Consider the following 17562-nt stretch of genomic DNA (forward strand, 5'->3'; position numbering starts at 1 on the left):
GGCGGCGCGCCATCGGCGCGGCGCTGGCCGAGGGCGGAATGCTCGATCCGCTGGCCGAGCATGACGGCGAAGCGGTTGGCATCTGGCTTGCCGCACCCGAAGCGGCGCGCGAACCGGAACTGCTCCGCTTCACCCTGACCTCGGCCGATCCCGACGATCTGACCCTGCGGCAGGCACGCGCGCTTGCCGGGGCCGACCGCATCTATCATCGTGCCGATGTGCCGACCGCCATCCTCGACCGCGCCCGCGCCGACGCCGCCCGCATCGCCTGCGCCGCACCGCCCGCCGATGCCGGACCCGGCCTGTCGGTCGATCTGGAGATGGCGCGATGAGCGGCTTTGCCTATGTCGTGCGCGACGGGAAGGTCTCGTCGCCCGAGATCAAGCAGGCGCTCGGCCAGCCCGGCAGCCTGGTCTGGATCCATCTCACCACCAGCGACGACCATGCCAAGGCGTGGCTCGGCGGCGCGGGCCTGTCGCCCTATGTCACCGAAGCGCTGACCGCCGCCGAGACAAGGCCGCGCTGCGATCCGGTCGAGGATGGCGCGGTGATCAACCTGCGCGGGCTTTCCACCGACGAGATGACCGCATCCGATCCGCTGGCCTCGATCCGCATGTACGCAGCGGGCGGGCGCGTCTTCTCGGTCACCCGCAAACCGTTCAGCGCGCTGGCACCGGTACAGAAACGCGTCGAATCGGGCCAGATCCTCGATCCCGGCGACCTGATTGCCGCGCTGGCGCAGGAGATCACCGAGGAACTCGATCCGGTGGTCGCCGAGCTGGGCGACTCGCTCGACGATTGCGAGGAGCAGATCGCGGCGCATCAGGCGTTTGAGCTGCGGCGCAAGGTCAACGCCACGCGCAGCACCGCGATCGGATATCGCCGCTTCCTCTATCCCCAGCGGATCGCGCTGGAAAAGCTGGCGGCCCTGCCCGGCGACTGGCTGCGCGACGACGACCGGCTCCACCTCAATTCCGCCGCCGACCGTGCCGCACGCATGGCCGAGGAGCTGGAGAGCATCCGCGAGCGATCCGCGCTGATCCATGAAACGCTGACCGACCTGCGCGCCGAGCAGATCGACCAGCGGTCTCTCATTATCGCGGTGGCGGCGATGGTGTTCCTGCCGCTGACCTTCATCACCGGGCTGCTGGGCATGAACGTGGCCGGCATCCCCTTCGCCCATTCGCCCTGGGCCTTCTGGGGCGTGTTCTGGTTCTGCGTCGCCATTGCCGTGGCGATCACCGGCTATTTCGTCCAGCGCCACTGGTTTCCGAAATAACGCCCTAGCGGCAGGGGACCTTCATAGCCGCGCCGCCATGCGGGATGCGCACACAGGCGACGCCGTTGCGGAAGTCGGACGGGGCGAAGCTAAGCGCGTTGCCCCCGGTAAAACGGACGGTCCGGTCCGAATCACGCATGCGGAGCTCGACCGGCGTCGCACGCTCCCCACGCATTTCCGGCAGCGCGATGGTCGCCCCGCCATATCTGGCTTCTGCCGGAAGCGAGCCGCTTTCGTTGATAATGCGCAGGCGCAGGCCCTCGATCGAGGCGATATGTGGCGCGGAAACAGCGACCGACGACCGCGCGGGCGCGGGGACGGCTACCTGCGCGGCAGCCGGAAGGGGCGACAGGGCAAATCCCCCGGGCAGGATCGCAAGGGCGAACAGCAGGTGCATGGCCCCCCATCGCCCGGGGACCATGAACCGCGTTTGAACCTTTCGCCGCGACCCCGCTTTACGCACCCGCACGCCCGAGCCTAAAGCGGTGTCATGTGGCAGCTTTACCAGTTCCCCCTCTGCCCCTTCTCCCGCAAGGTTCGCCTGCTGCTGGGCGAGAAGGGCGTCGGCTATGAGCCGGTGCGCGAATCGCCATGGGAGCGGCGCGACGAGTTCATCGATCTGAACCCGACCGGTCAGGTGCCGGTGATGGTCGATAGCGAGCGCGGCGTGACCCTGATCGATTCGACCGTGATCAGCGAATTCTTCGAGGAAACCGTCACCAAGTCGCCGATGCTCAACGGCACCGCGACCGACCGCGCCGAGATCCGCCGGCTGGTGATCTGGTTCGACACCTATTTCTATCGCGACATCACCGCCCCGCTGCTGCAGGAGCGGATGCTCAAGCGGCTGGTGTACAAGCAGGCTCCCGACGGCACGGCGCTGCGCACCGCGATGAAGGCCGCGGTCGAGTATCTCGACTATATCGATTACCTGCTCGATCACCGCACCTGGCTTGCGGGTCCGATGATGAGCCTCGCCGATCTGGCCGCCGCGGCGCAGATCTCTGTGGCCGACTATCTGGGCGGGATCGACTGGAAGAGCCATGAGCAGGCCAAGCGCTGGTATGTCGGCATGAAGAGCCGCCCTAGCTTCCGCATGCTGCTGACCGAGCGGATGGACGGGATCGCCCCGCCCGCCGATTACGAGAAGCTGGACCTCTAGGGCGATGCTCGAGCACGTCCCGCACTGGCTTGGGGCGGCGTTGAAAGGAGTGCGCGCGGGGCAGGACAAGCTGGCGATCGTTCAGCCCGAGCTCGGCACCTTCGAATCGCTCCACCTCGCCAGCATGGCCTTCGGCAATGGCGACCGGCTGCCCGAGCGGTTCACCGCCGATGGCAACGGCGTCTCCCCGCCCTTGTTCTGGACGCAGATTCCCGAAGGGACCGAGCGGCTGGTGCTGATCGTCGAGGATCCCGACGCGATGACCCCCGCGCCGACCGTACATGCGGTGGTGTGGGGCCTGCCGCTGGAAGGCGAATTGAAGGAAGGCGCGATCCGTGCCGATGGCGATGGCGGCGCCGACGGCAGCGATGTGGGCCGCCACAGCTTCTTCGGCGAAGGCTGGCTGCCGCCCGATCCGCCGACCGGGCATGGCGTGCATCATTATGCATTCCAGCTGTTCGCGCTGGGGCCGGGCCCCGATGTGAAGGAAACGCCGGGCAAGAATGCGATTCTCAAGGCGATGGCCGGACGCGTGCTGGCGGCGGGCCTGCTGACCGGCACCTATTCGCGGGGCGAGGAAGCGCCGACGGGTCTGGTGGGGGCGGTGGCGCCGGCGTGAGGCGAGCGCGAAGCAAGAGGCTTGGATTCAACGGATGAGGCACAGTGGACCCCGGCACAAGGCCGGTCGGATAGTAAGTATTTGATATTATGCAGGTAAATTAGGCCATTTTGACCTGTGTAGGATTTGTGCAGGAAGATAGGGGCGATTTGTGAAGCTTGTTGCTTTCATGCCACTGCAGGCGCGGCACGTCCAATCAATGCCGCATCTTGTCCACACCTCAGACCCGAAGAGGAATGTCAGAGCGCCACAGCTTTCCGCCATCCATCGGCACACCAGATAAACTGAGAGCATCCCACAACCGCCGCCAGATCACGTACGGTGTGTTTGTTGGCCCAATAATTACACGGTGGAGGGCCTCCGGCAATGTCGCGCCGGCCAAGCCCTGATCGGGGTAGTTGATCAGCGGTATCTTGTAGATCGTCTGTGGAATTCCACCGATCTCGACATTCAGCGCTGAAATGTGATTGGTCGCTTCGGGTGGAACCGAACGCGGATGATGAATGATGCGCCACTCGCGTTCTTCGTGGAAGCCGGGATGCTTGGTCGCGACCAAGGCGATCCGAAGGACATTGAACATCATATCGGCGACCACGTTCTCGTCGGGGCGCGCCGCCTCAACTTCCTTGATGAGTTCCGAGTTGGCCGCAATCGCTTCCACGACTTCATCAATATGCGCGGCAAAATCCGTCTCGTCGGCATAATGGACCGGCGCAAACCGAAGCATCGGATGGGCTTCGCTCTCCGACAGGAAGGGTTCTGTGTTAAAGACCAGCGCAATGCCAGTGGTGCCACCGTTGTAGGCTCTCCACATGCTTAGGCGACCGTAAGCATCTTCCCGCTCTGCACCCTGCCCGGCATGTTCAGAGAGGCAAGTGATGTAGGTTTCATGGATCAGTTCGAACAGGTCGCCATCCATGGCGTTGATGACGGTGGTCGCCGCCTCTGGGTCGATCGCGCACAGGACCTCTTCAAAGCGCTTACGCCTTTCAGCGTCGGCCCAGTACTTACGAAGGCAGCTCGCGCCGTGATGCACTTCCGATAGATCGTTCTGAACCGTGACGTTCCGAAGCCATAAGCAATTGTTCTCGATAATGCCTAGCGCACCAGCAGCGGTAGAATAGTGGACGAAGCGAGAGCCTGACTCCACAAACCGCTGGCCCGAACGAACCGCGTGAGGTTGCACAACGGCACTCAAATACTTGTTGATCTCTTCGGGCGTGTTCTCGCTGACGTTCATGGTACCTCGGGGCGCTTGTACGTCCGGTTCGGAGCGTGGCCCACCCTGGAGCAATCGACAAGTAACAGCGCCCGCCTTGTGCTAGACCAAATTGATGACGCGTGCTGAGGATCGCTTTTGCTGATCTGGTGCTTAGATAGCGATCAGCCCTCAAAGTGGCGCGTAGGCGCATTCCTCCGTGGGATTGGGTTTCAGGGCGAACTGAAACCCTGCCTATGCGGCGAGCATCGGGGGGCAAGCAGAGTAAGCGGCTTTGCGGGGAACCGGCTGCACGGAACGTAGTGGCGGAAGCTGGGCGGAAGGCGCTTCGCAGCGCGCTGGGGGTGGAGCCCCAGTTCCATAGCACTAGGGATCGTTCCTTAATACGCCGGATAGGTCACGGGCTGTGACGTGTTCCTCTGATTGTTACCATTCAAGGGTTGAGTCCGGCTCCTTCTTGACCAGGGCCAGCTCAGCACGGCTCGAATCTCAACTGGGGAAATCTCGCGGTCACGTTATCGCGAGTTCGGTTAAATTGCTGGCAGATAGACCCTCCCTACGCTGGACCCAAACGCAACCATGAAATGATCTGGGTGGGAGCATGGTTCAACAGCGTGGATGTGATTAGCAGGGGACAGCCAGACGTTCAGTAAATCACCCGACCAATTCCAGCGCCTGAGTGCGCCAAGCCCCCAAGACAAAAATCCGCTGGAAGAAAGCTCGATCACGCCGCGTACTCCACCGCGGTGATCAAGCGTGAAAACTAGATCACCCATGGGCCCCCACAAGCGAATCAGCCCGCTGCCGGTCCACGATATGATACCCTGGGAATCGCGCAGTTCACGAGCGTCTCGGACACTGGTGTGGTCTCCCCAGTATAGCGTTCTCTGGTGTTCACCAGATGGGTCCCAAATTTTAACGGAAGCGTCTTTACTCCAAGACATAAAGCCTTTTGCGTCACGTAGCTGGCGAGCTCCGCGAACATCGTCGCGATGACCGACCATAATCTTGGAAAGGCGGCCCCACTTATCCCAAAGGCGCAGTTCCCCTTCGTCAGCCCAAGAAAGAAATCCGCTACCATTGGCGAGAGCGATGGCTCCATTGACCGGTTCCCTATGCGCCATCATAGCGAGTTCCTGACCTTCGGCGCTCCATAAACGCACGGTATAGTCGTCTGCCCACGACATGAATCCGCTACGGTCCCGCAATTCGCGTCCGGTCAAAAGGGGACCGGTATTCTCCCCCCAAGAAAAATACCGATCCGCGGTTTTTACCTCGCGTCCGCCACCGACATCTCCGTGATGGCCGACAAACTTCAGCTGTTGCTCACCGGTCGATGACCAAAGGCGTAGTGTTCGATCGTCGCTCCAAGAGATGAAGCCCCTTCCACCCGATAGCTCCAGCGCTCCGTTCACGCGGTCGGTATGTCCGACAAGTTCGGCCTTTAACTGATCCGCACCGTCCCAGAGGCGAAGCGTCCGGTCGTGGCTCCATGATAGAAACTGGCCTGTGGTTGCGACTTCGACGACACCGACAATTCTATCTAAATGCCCCTCCCAGAGAGCCACCTGCTCTCCTAGGGCATTCCAAAGTCCCAACGACCCTTCGTCATCCCACGTCAGAAAGCCTCGCTCGTTAGCCAATCGAACCATGCCTGAAATCGAGGCCTCGCGATCAGAAGGCACTAAGCCAATATTGGGCGCTCTCCAGATCTGGAAACTACCCCAATCTCGGGTGACGACGTGTTGTCCATCGTCGGTCGTGAAAGCGCTCGAGACGGAATCCAGGCATTGATTGGGTACGCTCGCGGTGCCGTGCACTAGGTCCCAATGCCGTGCCTTGCCGAAACCATCCCACGACAAGATGCCAACATTGTCTGGAAGTTCTAGGGCGCCTCGGACGGGCGTGCGGTGACCTCGTAGCTCCGGCAATCTCGCGCCGTCTCTACTCCAACGGAGCAAGGTGTCATGCTCGCCCCATGAAAGAAATCCGCGCTGATCTTTCAGTTCGAGCGCCCCATAGATGGGCGAATCGGATTGCATTTCGGCTAGCTCGCGACCATCTCGCGACCATAGCCGAAGCTTCTCGTCACGCCCCCAGCTCAAAAAGCAGTACCCATCGTCCAGTTGGACCACGGACTGAGTGCCCCCTTCATGACCAGCGAACTCAGCCTGCCGCTTTCCATCCGAATTCCAAAGGCAGAATGCTTGGCCATTTCCGCTGAGGGCGAGGAACGCGGGGCCATCGGACAACGGCAGCAGTACTCGGCCTCCGCCCTCGCTGGCGAGGAGTAAATGATCGAGTTCGCCGTTGGACTTCCAAAATCGGATCGTCTTGTCGCGGCTCCATGACAAAAAACCAGCGGTGCCAGTAAGTTGAATGGCCCCTACGCATCCGCCTGAAGCATCTTGAAGCATCTGAGGGCGCGATTCCGTGGAAATCGCCAGTTGTAACGAGCCACCCTCCGCCCAGAAGACAAAGCCACCGCTTTCCAAGGCGATCACGCCTTTGATCTCGCCGTCGTGAGATTGCCACGAGCCGTGATCCTCGCCGTTGGGACCCCATAGATCTACCCAGTTATTGGGACCCCAAGACACAAACCCGGCTCCGTGCGCGAGTTCCACTACCTCGGACATCCCAGACCCAGAATGGAACGCCGCGCGTTCGACACCAAGTCGACTCCATATCTTTACGGTGCCTTTGTGATTCCAAGAGATGAAACCGGGCTCGCACTTTAGCGCCTGTACCCGGCTAATATAGCTGTGTGCGCACACCGCGATGAAGAACGGCTGAAGAAACGGAAGCGGAGCATGCAATCTGGATGGCGCGCTCAAATCAACTAGACCGACGTCGCACATCAGTTGTTGCCAACTGTTCTGTGATCCTTCACCAACTAGTCGGACGCCATAGTAAATCCAGAACTGATGATGCCGCAGCGCTTCCTGACTATCTGCGATTGCTCCAGACGCCAACCACTTCATCCAATCGGACTTCATAAGTGCGGGTGCGCGTTGCGCACCGAGGTCGTGGAAGCGGGCGGCGATAAACGTTTGGTCTGCTAAGAGCTCAGCCGCTTTGCGGGGGTCACCGGCATCAAGAAGGTGAGTGGGGAGATGGCGCAGTGCATATACTGGCCATTGTGCGGGAGGCAGCGTCGCGGCGAATTGGCACGTGCGGGCTGATGCCTCCTGGATCTGATACCCGAGCGCTCTGGAGAACATCTCTCGCAGCAATGGGTGCGCGAAGCTCAAGAGAGTTGGACGTTCACGGCGCGGCGACGCGACGATACTCAGCCAGCGGGCAAGCTGCCTCGGGAACGCCGCAAGAAAAAAGCGCTCGCCAACCAAGAATGGCAGGTCGTCGATGCTAACCGCCTCGCGAGCGATGGCTAAAAGAGCAAAAAGGGCATGGAGTCGCGGCCACTCTTCCAGAGCCTCAAGCCGACGCAACTCGCGGTCGGCGTAGCTTGTCAGGGAAAGAGGTGCCACACCCAAATCGATAGGCTCGCCGGCGCGAACTGCTTCGAGAGCGGTTTCCGCCACGTTTCGGGCAAGCAGCGCGTAACCCTCGGAGATAAAGAATATATCGCGCCCAAGTGTCGGCGGTGCTTTGAGTTCGTTGCGAGCGAACAGACCTTCAACAAGGTCATGAACATCATGAAGTGATAGTTTGGCGAGCGAATACCTCGTACGACGATGCGCGAGCGCCATTTCCTCAGTAAGCCAGGGTTCCAGGTAGTCGGGTACCGCATCCTCGGTCGCACGCGCCGAAATGATGACGCAAACGCGTTCACCCAAAAGGCGTGGCAGAAAGCAACTTATCTTTTCCGCTGCCTCATCGACGCCATCCAGCCACAGCACCAGTTCTACCCCGGGAGGGGCTGACCTGCTCAACAGGTCCACGAGCAAATCGAACGTGCCGGGTTCCGCCAGCGGCATACCATGTGTCTCGGCCAATTGCTGACTGAGATTAGCGTAGATGTTCGGCAAGGAGGTTGTAGGCTCTCCGGCCGCGAGCGCGCAGAAATGTTTTGCAATCCGGCGGTGTGATTTCGTTTCGGCCTGAGTACACCATTGAGCTGCAAGCGCGGACTTCCCAAAGCCCGGCGGCGCGGTGATGACCATTAGGCCTCGCTCATCACCCGCCATGCGATCATTCACGAACTTGTCGATGGCGGCGAGATCGGAAGAGCGGCCGACAAAGAAATATGTCAGTCGGTTTGTGACGAGCGTAACGTTCTCTCGTGCAGCGGTCGCGAAGTGACTTTTCTGAGCATGAACCGGGCCGAAAATATCATGCGAGAGCGCATCAGGGCCCGACGCGAGCATTTTTGCTGTAAGCGTTCTTTTGTTCTTACCCGTGCCGCGCGATTTTTCGTGCGCCCACCGCAAATCAATTTTCCACCGTTGCAGCGCGGCTGTTTGCCCAAAGAGGGCGTCCTCAATACGGTCTGCTACATCCTGTGAAAGCGGCGGATTCGCCCCACCCATCCAATGCTTCAGATTCGTAGCTGCATCCTCGGGCGTGTGAGTTTTCCCTAAAATTCGGGAATAGAACTCCTTCAATGCCCATTTTCGTCCCGGCTTCGCCGTAGTTCCCCCTTTGCGAGTTCCCCAAATGCGCAGATGCCACCAAAGATGGTCCGCATAGGTGCCATTTCTCGGATAAGATGGCGGATTTTCTGAAAGATCCGATACGGTTGTCACTGCCTGTCGAAGCCCTTCAGATCGGCGCATCGCCATGTAGATAATTGTGACAGTTTCGGGAAGATTGCTGGTCGGCGTCTAAAATTTCTAGACACCGGCCGAGCAATATGAGGAAATATGTGAGAACCAACTAGATGGATGCATGACGCGTAGTGGTGAGATATGGGTTTCTTCGAAAATTGCTGAGCTAGCAAGCAGATGTGGCATTAGTCCCACTATCGCAGATTTCTCGCTAACGCTCTTCTCGCCGGAAGACAGCTGCGATTACCATTATGTCCTAGCGGCTAATGATGGCGTCGCAGAGGCCCTTGAAGATCAGGAAAAAGTTCAAAAGGTTTGGTCATTGCTGGGTATGGAAGACAGTGGCCATCGCCGTTTCGACACGCTGCGTGAGGTTGAAGAGGCCGTCGATCATGCTTTGTCGCTTGCTCCCCGCGCACGCGCACGCTGACAAAGAGTATAGCGCGGGATTTGCATAAGCATTTGATATAGTGGTATTTCCTTTTCTTTACTTTTCATTCCCTCGTATCGTTTCTGCCAACCCTGCACCTTCATCTCACCGCTCAGCAAGGCTGCTGACGGAAGGAGGTGAGAACATGACGGACGAAAAGCAAAAGGACCCCGACGACATCGGCAAGCAGGTCGTGAAGACCGCGCTCGGCGTGGCTGCGGGCACACTCCTCGGCAAGTTCATTGCCGGATTGGTGCGTGCTGTCACGGCGTGCAGCAAGGGCGGCGGCTCCTAGCCCTGAATAACTAACTCAAACCTATCGACCCAAGAGGCGCGCGGGTTTCCCGCGCGAGGGAAACCTGCGCGCCTTTCAGTGCCACTCTCTAGGAGTACGAATCATGTTTTTCGGCAAATGTCCCGGCTGCGGCAGCAGCAACATCACCTCGGCGGAGCCGAGCACCTACACTGCGAAGCATTCGTGGAACCAATGGCTGCAGCAGCAGGCGGCTGCGGGCCATCCGCACCCCGGCATCAAAGCGGCGGTCCTCGCCACTGGCGCGATCTACGAGGTGTATAAGCGCCTGCCCGGCGGCGGGAAGAAGCAGTGTCGCGACTGCGGGCACGTCTTCAGCTGACATGCCGAGGGCGGCGCTAGTCGCTCATTTCAACCATCGTGAACCTCGGGCGCGGGCGACCGCGAAGGGTTTCCTGCGCCCATTTTCTGGAGAACGGCGATGTGCTGTCCGTCCTGCTCATCCGAGAATTTTGTTTCGAACTGGCTGGAAGAAGCGCCGTTCGCGGCGGCGGCGCAGTATGCGCCGCAGCTGCGGCGCTATGGCGACAACGCGGTGGCGGTCGGGGTGCTGGGCGCGCTGGGCCTGGTGCGACTGACAAACTCAATCCGGCCGCGCTGGCGGTGCCTCGAATGCGGGGCGCGCTTCGATGACTAGCATCACGGAGACCTTTCTGCGCGGCTTCGGCGTGGCGCTGGCGGATGCTCGGCAGCGCGTTCTCGAGGAAGGCTGGTTCGGCAAGATCGTCTCGCCACGCGCGCAGACCATCACGCTCGGCTCGCAGGCGGGAGAGAAAACTCCCGGCGAGCATCTCGGCTGGGCGCATCCGACGGAGCCGGAGCGCGGCATCGACCGATAGGAGGCCACCATGGCAATGCATCAAGGTATGTTGGATGCAGCGCTGCTGCATCTCACGCCACAAGATTGCTGGGACGTGCGTACCGCACTTACCCACACGCTGGTGTTCGGGACCACTGGGTCCGGCAAGACCAGCGGAACCATCAAGTCTGGCACAAAGTCACTTTTATATCAATGGTTTGGTGTGCTCTTCTGCGTCGCCAAACCGGAAGATGCGGAAGCAATCATTGGCTGGTGCCGCGAGACGGGCCGTCTCGGTTCGCTGCTCGATTGGAACGGCCGCAACGGCGGTTACAACTTCCTAGCGCACGAGCTGGCACGCAGCGGGAATATCAACAACGTCATCGACGTGCTGATGGCAGTGCTAGAGATGATCCGCAGTTCCAGCCCGTCGCCGGGGCGCGCCAGCGAGCAGTTCTGGACGGACTCGGTGCAGCAGCAGCTTCGGGCGACGATACCCGTCATCTATGCCGCGACCGGCAGCGTGCGGATCACGGATATACTCGCCTTCATCCGCAGTGCGCCTAGCTCGCCGGAGCAGATGCAAGATCCGGCATGGCAGCACGAAGCGGCGTTCTTCCGCTTCTTCCATGCCGCTGCCCAGCGGCTGGCGGCGGGGCCGGTGCCGGTGCCGGGCTTCGATGATGCGGCGGCGGAGCGTTGCATGAACTATTGGCGGCTAGATGCGGCTAGGCTGGACCCAAAGACTGCTTCGAATATCCGCATCAGCGTCACCACCGCGCTGTCTCGGTTTGAAGGAGGCTGGTTGAAGGACGCCTTTTGCGGCGAGACGACACTGTGCCCTGAATTGCTGCTGTCGGGCGCGATCATCCTCATGAACTTTCCGGTGCAGACGGACGGCGAGGACGCGGCCATCGCGGCCAAGCTGTTCAAGTTCATGACGCAGCGGGTGCTGCTGGCACGCAATGGCATGGCGCCGCACCTGCGCGAGCGGCCGGTGGCGATCGTCGCCGACGAAGCGCAGAACTTCCTGCACCACGATGCCGAGTTCATGGCGCAATGCCGCTCGTCGCGCGTGGCAGTACTGATGGCGACGCAGAGCCTACCGACGCTGTACGCCAAGATCGGCGGGGATCACCCGCATGATCGCGCCCATCATCTTGCCAGCCAGTTCGGCACCGTGGTGCTGCATTCGTCGGCGTGCGCCGAGACTAACGAATGGATGAGCCGCAAGATCGGCAAGGCGGTGCATCGCCGGGCGTCGTTCAACGAGAGCGAGGGCACCAACACCAGTATCGGCATGAACATGGGCGAAGGCACCAACTGGGGCCATAATCGCAGTTCGAGCAGCGGCTATTCAAGCTCGCCCCAAGGCGGCTCCTACAACGGCTCGACCGGGTATGGCTCGTCCGACGGCGGCAACGATAACTGGGGCCGCAACCGGGGGACCGGCAGCAATCACGGCACGAGCCGGGGCTACAGCGAGACCGTCGACGACATGGTGCCTGCCGGGTTCTTCGCATGGGGACTCAAGACGGGCGGACCGGCGCACGGCAATCGGGTCTCGGCATTGTGGTTCCAGGCCGGAAGGCGTTTCGCCGCATCGGGCGAGAACTTCCTGGTGGTGGAGTTCCAGCAATGAGGGAGCCTACCGCCACGACGAAGCTGCTCGGGCACCCGCTGGTGGCCGGAGCGCTGACGCTCGGTTGCTTCGGCATGCTCGCCGGATGCTGGCAGAGCGACACCAACCTGCTGCTGCCGGGGCTGCTCGCCTTTGCGATCATGACCAAGACCGGCACTGCGGTGAAGGCGCGATCATCGTACCTTGCGTGGAAACGCGCGTGGGACGGCATGGCGGATCGGCCGGTGCGGCGACCGCAAGCGGACCTGCGCAAGGCGCTGGGTATCGTGGGGATGGTCGCGCTCACGGCCTATGGCGTCGCCAATCCGGACTCAGTGTCGACGCGCCTTGGCATCGTGCTGGTGGCGTTCGCCTTGCTGCTGATCGCCCTCCGGGCGCTCGGGAATAAGCTACGCCAGCCCCAGGCATCGACGAAGCGTGCGACCAAAACGGATGTCGTGACGCTCTGCGCTGCCCGGCCGCTCATGCCGGTGCCGACCCTCAACGATGCCTATCGCGCGCTGCCGGATCATTGCTGGCAGGTCATGGGTCGATGATGTCCCGGCCGAAGCACAACCCTGAATTGCGCCCACGATGGGCCTGCCGGGTGCCCGGCATCAGCGCCTGCGCCACTCCGAAATTGCCCTGTGGAAACAGTCTGTTTCAACGGCGCATTAGGGGATCGTTAACCACGTTCGTGACGATATTGAGGTCCAAAAGCCTCCCGCCGGGGTTCACGTTGACTGCAACTTATGCGGGCAACGTAGCAGTGAACTATTCCGCGGAATTCTTCTTTTGGACCTCACCCGGCCCGCAGAGGCCGGGGACAATATTCTTGGCACGCCACGGCAACCACCACGGAGGGGGCAGTGGCACAGTTTAGCATGAACGTGAAACAGATACGCCGCTCGGCCGGGCAAAGCCCGGTGGCGGCGGCGGCCTATCGGGCGGCGGAGCGCCTGCACGATGCGCGGCAGGACATCACCCATGATTACACCCGCAAAGGCGGCGTGGTGCACAAGGAAATCCTCGTGCCGGACAATGCCCCTGGCTGGGCGCGCAAGCTCAGCCGGGAATCGCTGTGGAACATGGTCGATGCGCGCGAGCGTCGGAAGGACGCCCAGGTCGCGCGCGAGATCCGTATCATGCTGCCGCGCGAGCTCGATCCGGCAACCCGGATCTCGCTCGCGCGTGCGTTCGTCAAACGGGAGTTTGTCGATCGGGGCATGATCGCCGACCTCGCGATTCATTGCCCCAAGGCAGCGGATGGCAAGGACCAGCCGCACGCCCATGTCCTTCTGACGATGCGCGAGCTGACCGAAGAAGGCTTCGGGCAGAAATCGCGCCATGACTGGGTGCCGGACCCGACGGGCCGCACCCACCCGGACGGCAGGCCGGTCATGGTCGAATCCAACGCGCAGAGCTGGAACAGTGCCGCATTCTATGGCCGCATCCGCGAGGCGTGGGAGCATACCGCCAACGACGCGCTCGCACGCGCCGGATCGGACCAGCGGATCGACCGGCGCTCGTATCTCGAGCGCGGTCTTTCGCGGCTGCCCGAGCCGTATCTCGGCCTCGCGATCCATTTGAAGGAACTGCACGGGATCATGCGCGAGCGCTTCGGGCAGTTCCAGGTGGCGCGGCATTACCGCGCCGTCGAAGAACGGGCCAAGGCCGCGCTGGCCAAGCTCGGGCAAGGCCAGGTCTCGGTGGCCGAGACGATGCGCACGGCGCGACGCTACTTCGACTGGATCGAACGTCAGGCGGACGCGCTGGCCCCTGCGCGCGATGGACCGGAACCCGCGTCGCCCGGTTCCCCAACGCCGGAATGGGAGCGCTGATATGAGCAGCCATAACAAACCGTGGGAACCCGATCCGCGCAGCATGGGCAACTGGCGGGCGATGTTTGAAGGCCCGCGCGGAACCGGACCGAAACCCGCCGTACAGCAGGCGGAGCCGCCGGTAGAGGACGAGGCGGACGCCGACGATCTTGCCACCTACAAGCCCTGGCTACTGCAACGCGGGCGTTCGCGCTCTACGATGATGCTCGACCTCCGGCGCTACGATCCCCGCTCCGGTTTCTGGCAAGGCTGGGCGATGCCCTACGCAAGCCTCCAAGCAATCGAGTATGTCGGTGACGGGATGCTGTCGCTGGATTTCGGTTCACGGATATTTATGGTGGAGGGTGATGGCCTCGATGAACTGTTGAGACCGTTGCAGCAAGGACTCGTGCTCGCATTGCATGAATACAACCGCACGGTCTGGCCCGAGCGCCCTGCGGGCGCGTGTATCGCAACCATTCGGCGGTTGGGCACGCCAGATGGTGAACCGGTCGCTGCGCCGGGAGGCACATGACCGACGCAACTTTCCCCTCGCTTCTCCACATGCGTTCCGCAAAGCCGCGCTCCTCGGCACCCACCGCATCGAGGTAGATGGCGGTTGTGCGCGGCGTGGCGTGGCCCATCCAGCGCTGAATTAGGTTCATAGACACGTTGCTTGCCAACGCGTGAATGCCGAAGCCGTGGCGAAGGCCACGGCAACAAGCCATTGGCCCGCGAATGTCGCTTTCCTCCAATAGTCTTTTGATCTGCCGCCAAGCGGTCACGCGATGGATCGGCCAGAATGGGGCACTCGGAGCGTGTGCCTGGCATATCAGCAGGTCCGACAGCTCTCGGGGTATCGGTACGACGCGAAACACCGTTCGACGACGTTTCAGGGTCTTGATGGTCAGTGTGCCCGTTTGCAGGTCATGCTGATCCGGCGTCAGCGCCAGAGCTTCGCTAATCCGGCATCCAGTGTGCACGAGGACCATGCAGAGTGACCGAACGGCCGGGTTTGCGCGCAACGCAGCTGCGAGCAAGCGGGCGCGCTCGGCGGCATTGAGATACTTGCGCCGTCCAGCGCCATCGAAGATTTGCCAGTTTTGGTGTGGCGTGAATTCCACGGTCGGCCCCTATGCAACAAAATGGGCAATAGGGTTGCAGGGATAAATTTTCGATCAGGAGCGGTGCAGTGATGGGTTTGGGACTGAGGAGAACGGCGGCTCAGGTAAGTGCTTCCGCCGCAGGTTCGATACGATAATGGATTGGCTTGAACGTCCCGCCATTTGAATCGGGTGCGGAGCAAGCGGTCAATCCTATGATCAGGTCGCGCTCGGCGCGTAGCGCGATATGGTCGCCTGCCTTGCTGATCGGCGGCAAGACCTTCAGCTTGCCCGTCTCCCCATCCACCGGAACGTTCATGAAGCAATTGAATGCGGTCGGGATACGATCGGGCGTCACGCCGAACCGCTCAAGCGCAGCCGCCAAGTTGCCGAAGCAGCCGCGATGCACGGGAAGCTCGGGATAGAAGTGAAGGAACGTGTCGACTGAACACGGCGTCAGCAGGAAGTCGTGCCGTCCGACCGTGTCTTCGACGATCTCCAGCATCACTCTGGAGCGATTGGAATAAAGCTTGTGACCGGTCGTGAGATAGATCGTCTCTGCATAGTCCAGCGTGCGGCCGGAGGAAATGACCTCGTCAATATCTTCGGCATCGAAGGCGAGAAGATCGGCGACTTGTTCGCCTTGCGGATCGATGACAATCAGCACATCTCCCTTCGCTAGCCGGAAGGCGGTGCCGCTGCGCGCGGGAATGATCTCCGCCTCACTCATCTGCCACCCTTATACTGGAACGGGCATTGCCATTCTGGCCCGACGACACGCCCGGAATATTGGCGCGCTTCGCTGGACGTACCGTGCGGCGCGAGCATGGGGTTGCGCGAGCCCGCGAGGGCCTCGTCGCGCACCATGATCTTTTCTCGCATCCCGTCATATTTGCCTTGCGCGCGGAGCGTCTCGAACTGCGCGTGAAGATTGAAGACCATGACGGGGTGCGGAAAGCGTCGCGCCGGTCGGCTCGCGTTGGGATGCAATCCGACGACGAAAAAGGCTTCACCGCCGTACGAGAGCGAGAAATGCGGATTGGTCGGATCGTTGCTGACGGTGCCGTCATATTCTTGGCCGCGCCAGACATCCTTGTCCGACAGCGACTGGACGCGGGTCCAGAGGTGCCGCTCGAACTGGCCTTCGGACAGGACTTCGGGGCCTTCGAAGACGACCGCGAGACTGCGAAACAGCGCAGGTTCGCGGCGATACTCGTCGGCGAAATTTAGAAGCCGGTCGTGAATACGGACATCGTCCCATGCGCTCGTGAGGTCGCGGGCCGCGAGGACTTCGAGCGCCCCTCGCGCCAACGCGGCCTTTGCCCCCACGCATGGAAATGCCGCTTCGGCGACATGCTCATAGAGAAGGCGGGTTAAGTCTTCCTGGGCCGGAGGTTGCCATGGGAAAAGCGCGCTGGTTTTCAGAAACATGGCGGTCGAACGCGTCGTGATAGCTGGTCGTTCCGGCGCGAATTACGGAACAAAAGGCCGCGCGCCCACAAATTTGTCGCTGATCGGCAGCTCGCGGGCTTGCTCGTCATGCTCCCTCCTAAATTCATAGAAATGCTAGCTATTTCAGGTCTGAGAATGATTCGCGTCTGGAACCTCGGCTTGCGCCACATGTCTATGCAGCGTGACATGAGGAGGACGACATGGCCGAGGAATATACGGACGCAATCGCGCTGCTGAAGGCGGACCACCGGAAGGTGGAAGCATTGTTCGAGAAGTTCGAGAAGGCGGGCGCTTCGACAAAGAAGGGCATCGCCCACCAGATCTGTGTCGAGCTCAAGGTCCACACCCTCATCGAAGAGGAAATCTTCTATCCCGGCCTGCGCGGCAAGATCGACGACGATCTGCTCGACGAAGCCTATGTCGAGCATGACGGCGCGAAGGTGCTGATCAACGACATCGAGGCTGGCGACCCCGGCGACGGCTTCTACGATGCCAAGGTCACGGTGCTCTCCGAGGAGATCAAGCACCACGTCCACGAGGAGGAAATGCCCTCCGAAGGCATGTTCGCGCAGGCCCGCGCGACCGATGTCGATCTGGTCTCGATGCGCGACGCCATGCTTGCCCGCAAGGAAGAGTTGATGGCGCAGGAGGACGCCGGCGGCCTGCCGCCAGCCAAGCCGACGGCGGTCAATCTGCAGCCCGCCTGACGGATTACACCGATAAATATACCGCCCGCGCTTGTCGCAGAGCGCGGGCAGCAGCATCCTCTAATCGTGGCGCGCCGCCGATGCCTCTGTCGCTCGATGAATTTGCTCATCTGTGATCGCGGCGGCGGCGCGCGCCTCGTATTCGCGTGCCAACTTCGCGTGAATCACTGACGATGCAGGGTCTCTCGCATCCTCGGCAGCCTGCCATTCAGCGGCGGCACGCTTCGCATAGTACACCGAATCTACAGCGTCAGGCATGTCCTTGCTCCTGATTGCCGCAGCATTCACCGGCTCCAACTAAGTCTGGGTCG

At 61.4% G+C, this 17562-nt stretch carries 19 protein-coding genes and 1 pseudogene; 14 read left to right on the plus strand and 6 right to left on the minus strand.

From position 1 onward, the window contains the following. Positions 1 to 332, plus strand: a pseudogene (locus tag P1X14_RS12260) (siroheme synthase); the annotation flags it as partial. Continuing rightward, positions 329 to 1279 carry a zinc transporter ZntB gene (locus P1X14_RS12265; RefSeq protein WP_277315658.1) on the plus strand — a complete coding sequence of 317 codons (951 nt, stop codon included), beginning with the start codon at positions 329 to 331 and terminating at the stop codon, positions 1277 to 1279. The pseudogene P1X14_RS12260 and the gene P1X14_RS12265, both read left to right, overlap by 4 nt. A gap of 4 nt (positions 1280 to 1283) precedes the next feature. On the opposite strand, the gene P1X14_RS12270 is transcribed toward P1X14_RS12265, so the two are convergent. Continuing rightward, complete coding sequence (locus P1X14_RS12270; protein ID WP_277315659.1) at positions 1284 to 1676, minus strand: hypothetical protein; 393 nt, start codon at positions 1674 to 1676, stop codon at positions 1284 to 1286. 93 nt (positions 1677 to 1769) lie between these two features. On the opposite strand from P1X14_RS12270, the gene P1X14_RS12275 reads away from it, so the two are divergent. Then, a complete protein-coding gene (locus P1X14_RS12275) occupies positions 1770 to 2441 on the plus strand; it encodes a glutathione S-transferase family protein (RefSeq protein WP_277315660.1) in 672 nt (223 codons plus the stop codon). 4 nt (positions 2442 to 2445) lie between these two features. Continuing rightward, positions 2446 to 3060, plus strand: a complete 615-nt coding sequence (locus tag P1X14_RS12280; RefSeq protein WP_277315661.1) for a YbhB/YbcL family Raf kinase inhibitor-like protein — start codon at positions 2446 to 2448, stop codon at positions 3058 to 3060. Positions 3061 to 3280: 220 nt separating this feature from the next. On the opposite strand, the gene P1X14_RS12285 is transcribed toward P1X14_RS12280, so the two are convergent. Then, complete coding sequence (locus P1X14_RS12285) at positions 3281 to 4300, minus strand: DUF2971 domain-containing protein (protein WP_277315662.1); 1020 nt, start codon at positions 4298 to 4300, stop codon at positions 3281 to 3283. Positions 4301 to 4809: 509 nt separating this feature from the next. Then, positions 4810 to 8985: an AAA family ATPase gene (locus tag P1X14_RS12290; RefSeq protein WP_277315663.1), complete on the minus strand. Its 4176-nt coding sequence runs from the start codon at positions 8983 to 8985 to the stop codon at positions 4810 to 4812. Positions 8986 to 9127: 142 nt separating this feature from the next. Between P1X14_RS12290 and P1X14_RS12295 the strand changes: the two genes are divergently transcribed. From P1X14_RS12295 to P1X14_RS12335, 9 genes are all read left to right on the plus strand, one after another. Beyond that, positions 9128 to 9436 carry a hypothetical protein gene (locus tag P1X14_RS12295; RefSeq protein ID WP_277315664.1) on the plus strand — a complete coding sequence of 103 codons (309 nt, stop codon included), beginning with the start codon at positions 9128 to 9130 and terminating at the stop codon, positions 9434 to 9436. Positions 9437 to 9581: 145 nt separating this feature from the next. Next, positions 9582 to 9731, plus strand: a complete 150-nt coding sequence (locus P1X14_RS12300) for a hypothetical protein (RefSeq protein WP_277315665.1) — start codon at positions 9582 to 9584, stop codon at positions 9729 to 9731. 103 nt (positions 9732 to 9834) lie between these two features. Then, positions 9835 to 10071, plus strand: coding sequence for a hypothetical protein (locus P1X14_RS12305; protein WP_277315666.1), 237 nt, complete (start codon positions 9835 to 9837; stop codon positions 10069 to 10071). Between the two features lie 99 nt (positions 10072 to 10170). Next, the gene (locus tag P1X14_RS12310) at positions 10171 to 10386 is read left to right on the plus strand and encodes a hypothetical protein (protein ID WP_277315667.1); all 216 of its coding nucleotides are present in this window, start codon (positions 10171 to 10173) and stop codon (positions 10384 to 10386) included. Next, positions 10379 to 10588: a hypothetical protein gene (locus tag P1X14_RS12315; RefSeq protein WP_277315668.1), complete on the plus strand. Its 210-nt coding sequence runs from the start codon at positions 10379 to 10381 to the stop codon at positions 10586 to 10588. The genes P1X14_RS12310 and P1X14_RS12315 overlap by 8 nt, the downstream gene beginning before the upstream one ends. 9 nt (positions 10589 to 10597) lie before the next feature. Further along, a complete protein-coding gene (locus P1X14_RS12320; RefSeq protein WP_277315669.1) occupies positions 10598 to 12190 on the plus strand; it encodes a TraM recognition domain-containing protein in 1593 nt (530 codons plus the stop codon). Then, the gene (locus P1X14_RS12325) at positions 12187 to 12726 is read left to right on the plus strand and encodes a hypothetical protein (RefSeq protein ID WP_277315670.1); all 540 of its coding nucleotides are present in this window, start codon (positions 12187 to 12189) and stop codon (positions 12724 to 12726) included. The genes P1X14_RS12320 and P1X14_RS12325 overlap by 4 nt, the downstream gene beginning before the upstream one ends. Positions 12727 to 13053: 327 nt before the next feature. Next, complete coding sequence (gene mobQ, locus P1X14_RS12330) at positions 13054 to 14010, plus strand: MobQ family relaxase (RefSeq protein WP_277315707.1); 957 nt, start codon at positions 13054 to 13056, stop codon at positions 14008 to 14010. Between the two features lies 1 nt (position 14011). After that, positions 14012 to 14524: a hypothetical protein gene (locus P1X14_RS12335; protein ID WP_277315671.1), complete on the plus strand. Its 513-nt coding sequence runs from the start codon at positions 14012 to 14014 to the stop codon at positions 14522 to 14524. A 689-nt stretch (positions 14525 to 15213) separates the two neighbouring features. On the opposite strand, the gene P1X14_RS12340 is transcribed toward P1X14_RS12335, so the two are convergent. Both P1X14_RS12340 and gntA read right to left on the minus strand, forming a co-directional pair. Continuing rightward, on the minus strand, positions 15214 to 15822 hold the full coding sequence (locus tag P1X14_RS12340; protein ID WP_277315672.1) for an urea carboxylase-associated family protein: 609 nt from the start codon (positions 15820 to 15822) through the stop codon (positions 15214 to 15216). After that, positions 15819 to 16523, minus strand: coding sequence for a guanitoxin biosynthesis heme-dependent pre-guanitoxin N-hydroxylase GntA (gene gntA, locus P1X14_RS12345; protein WP_277315673.1), 705 nt, complete (start codon positions 16521 to 16523; stop codon positions 15819 to 15821). The genes P1X14_RS12340 and gntA overlap by 4 nt, the downstream gene beginning before the upstream one ends. Positions 16524 to 16744: 221 nt before the next feature. On the opposite strand from gntA, the gene P1X14_RS12350 reads away from it, so the two are divergent. Then, on the plus strand, positions 16745 to 17251 hold the full coding sequence (locus tag P1X14_RS12350; RefSeq protein ID WP_277315674.1) for a hemerythrin domain-containing protein: 507 nt from the start codon (positions 16745 to 16747) through the stop codon (positions 17249 to 17251). Between the two features lie 60 nt (positions 17252 to 17311). On the opposite strand, the gene P1X14_RS12355 is transcribed toward P1X14_RS12350, so the two are convergent. Then, positions 17312 to 17509 (minus strand): hypothetical protein, encoded by a 198-nt coding sequence (locus tag P1X14_RS12355; protein ID WP_277315675.1) that lies wholly within the window; start codon positions 17507 to 17509, stop codon positions 17312 to 17314. Between the last annotated feature and the right edge of the window lie 53 nt (positions 17510 to 17562).

It is taken from the genome of Sphingomonas sp. AOB5, assembly GCF_029433115.1.
Taxonomy (GTDB): Bacteria; Pseudomonadota; Alphaproteobacteria; order Sphingomonadales; family Sphingomonadaceae; genus Sphingomonas.

Excerpts from the sequence above, each read along its gene's own strand:
- P1X14_RS12300 (WP_277315665.1), top strand. The coding sequence starts at position 9,582 with ATGACGGACGAAAAGCAAAAGGACCCCGACGACATCGGCAAGCAGGTC.
- P1X14_RS12280 (WP_277315661.1), top strand. The coding sequence starts at position 2,446 with ATGCTCGAGCACGTCCCGCACTGGCTTGGGGCGGCGTTGAAAGGAGTG.
- P1X14_RS12315 (WP_277315668.1), top strand. The coding sequence starts at position 10,379 with ATGACTAGCATCACGGAGACCTTTCTGCGCGGCTTCGGCGTGGCGCTG.
- P1X14_RS12305 (WP_277315666.1), top strand. The coding sequence starts at position 9,835 with ATGTTTTTCGGCAAATGTCCCGGCTGCGGCAGCAGCAACATCACCTCG.
- P1X14_RS12320 (WP_277315669.1), top strand. The coding sequence starts at position 10,598 with ATGGCAATGCATCAAGGTATGTTGGATGCAGCGCTGCTGCATCTCACG.
- P1X14_RS12355 (WP_277315675.1), bottom strand. The coding sequence starts at position 17,509 with ATGCCTGACGCTGTAGATTCGGTGTACTATGCGAAGCGTGCCGCCGCT.
- P1X14_RS12350 (WP_277315674.1), top strand. The coding sequence starts at position 16,745 with ATGGCCGAGGAATATACGGACGCAATCGCGCTGCTGAAGGCGGACCAC.
- P1X14_RS12295 (WP_277315664.1), top strand. The coding sequence starts at position 9,128 with ATGACGCGTAGTGGTGAGATATGGGTTTCTTCGAAAATTGCTGAGCTA.
- gntA (WP_277315673.1), bottom strand. The coding sequence starts at position 16,523 with ATGTTTCTGAAAACCAGCGCGCTTTTCCCATGGCAACCTCCGGCCCAG.
- P1X14_RS12335 (WP_277315671.1), top strand. The coding sequence starts at position 14,012 with ATGAGCAGCCATAACAAACCGTGGGAACCCGATCCGCGCAGCATGGGC.
- P1X14_RS12325 (WP_277315670.1), top strand. The coding sequence starts at position 12,187 with ATGAGGGAGCCTACCGCCACGACGAAGCTGCTCGGGCACCCGCTGGTG.
- P1X14_RS12340 (WP_277315672.1), bottom strand. The coding sequence starts at position 15,822 with ATGAGTGAGGCGGAGATCATTCCCGCGCGCAGCGGCACCGCCTTCCGG.
- mobQ (WP_277315707.1), top strand. The coding sequence starts at position 13,054 with ATGAACGTGAAACAGATACGCCGCTCGGCCGGGCAAAGCCCGGTGGCG.
- P1X14_RS12310 (WP_277315667.1), top strand. The coding sequence starts at position 10,171 with ATGTGCTGTCCGTCCTGCTCATCCGAGAATTTTGTTTCGAACTGGCTG.
- P1X14_RS12275 (WP_277315660.1), top strand. The coding sequence starts at position 1,770 with ATGTGGCAGCTTTACCAGTTCCCCCTCTGCCCCTTCTCCCGCAAGGTT.
- P1X14_RS12265 (WP_277315658.1), top strand. The coding sequence starts at position 329 with ATGAGCGGCTTTGCCTATGTCGTGCGCGACGGGAAGGTCTCGTCGCCC.
- P1X14_RS12285 (WP_277315662.1), bottom strand. The coding sequence starts at position 4,300 with ATGAACGTCAGCGAGAACACGCCCGAAGAGATCAACAAGTATTTGAGT.
- P1X14_RS12270 (WP_277315659.1), bottom strand. The coding sequence starts at position 1,676 with ATGCACCTGCTGTTCGCCCTTGCGATCCTGCCCGGGGGATTTGCCCTG.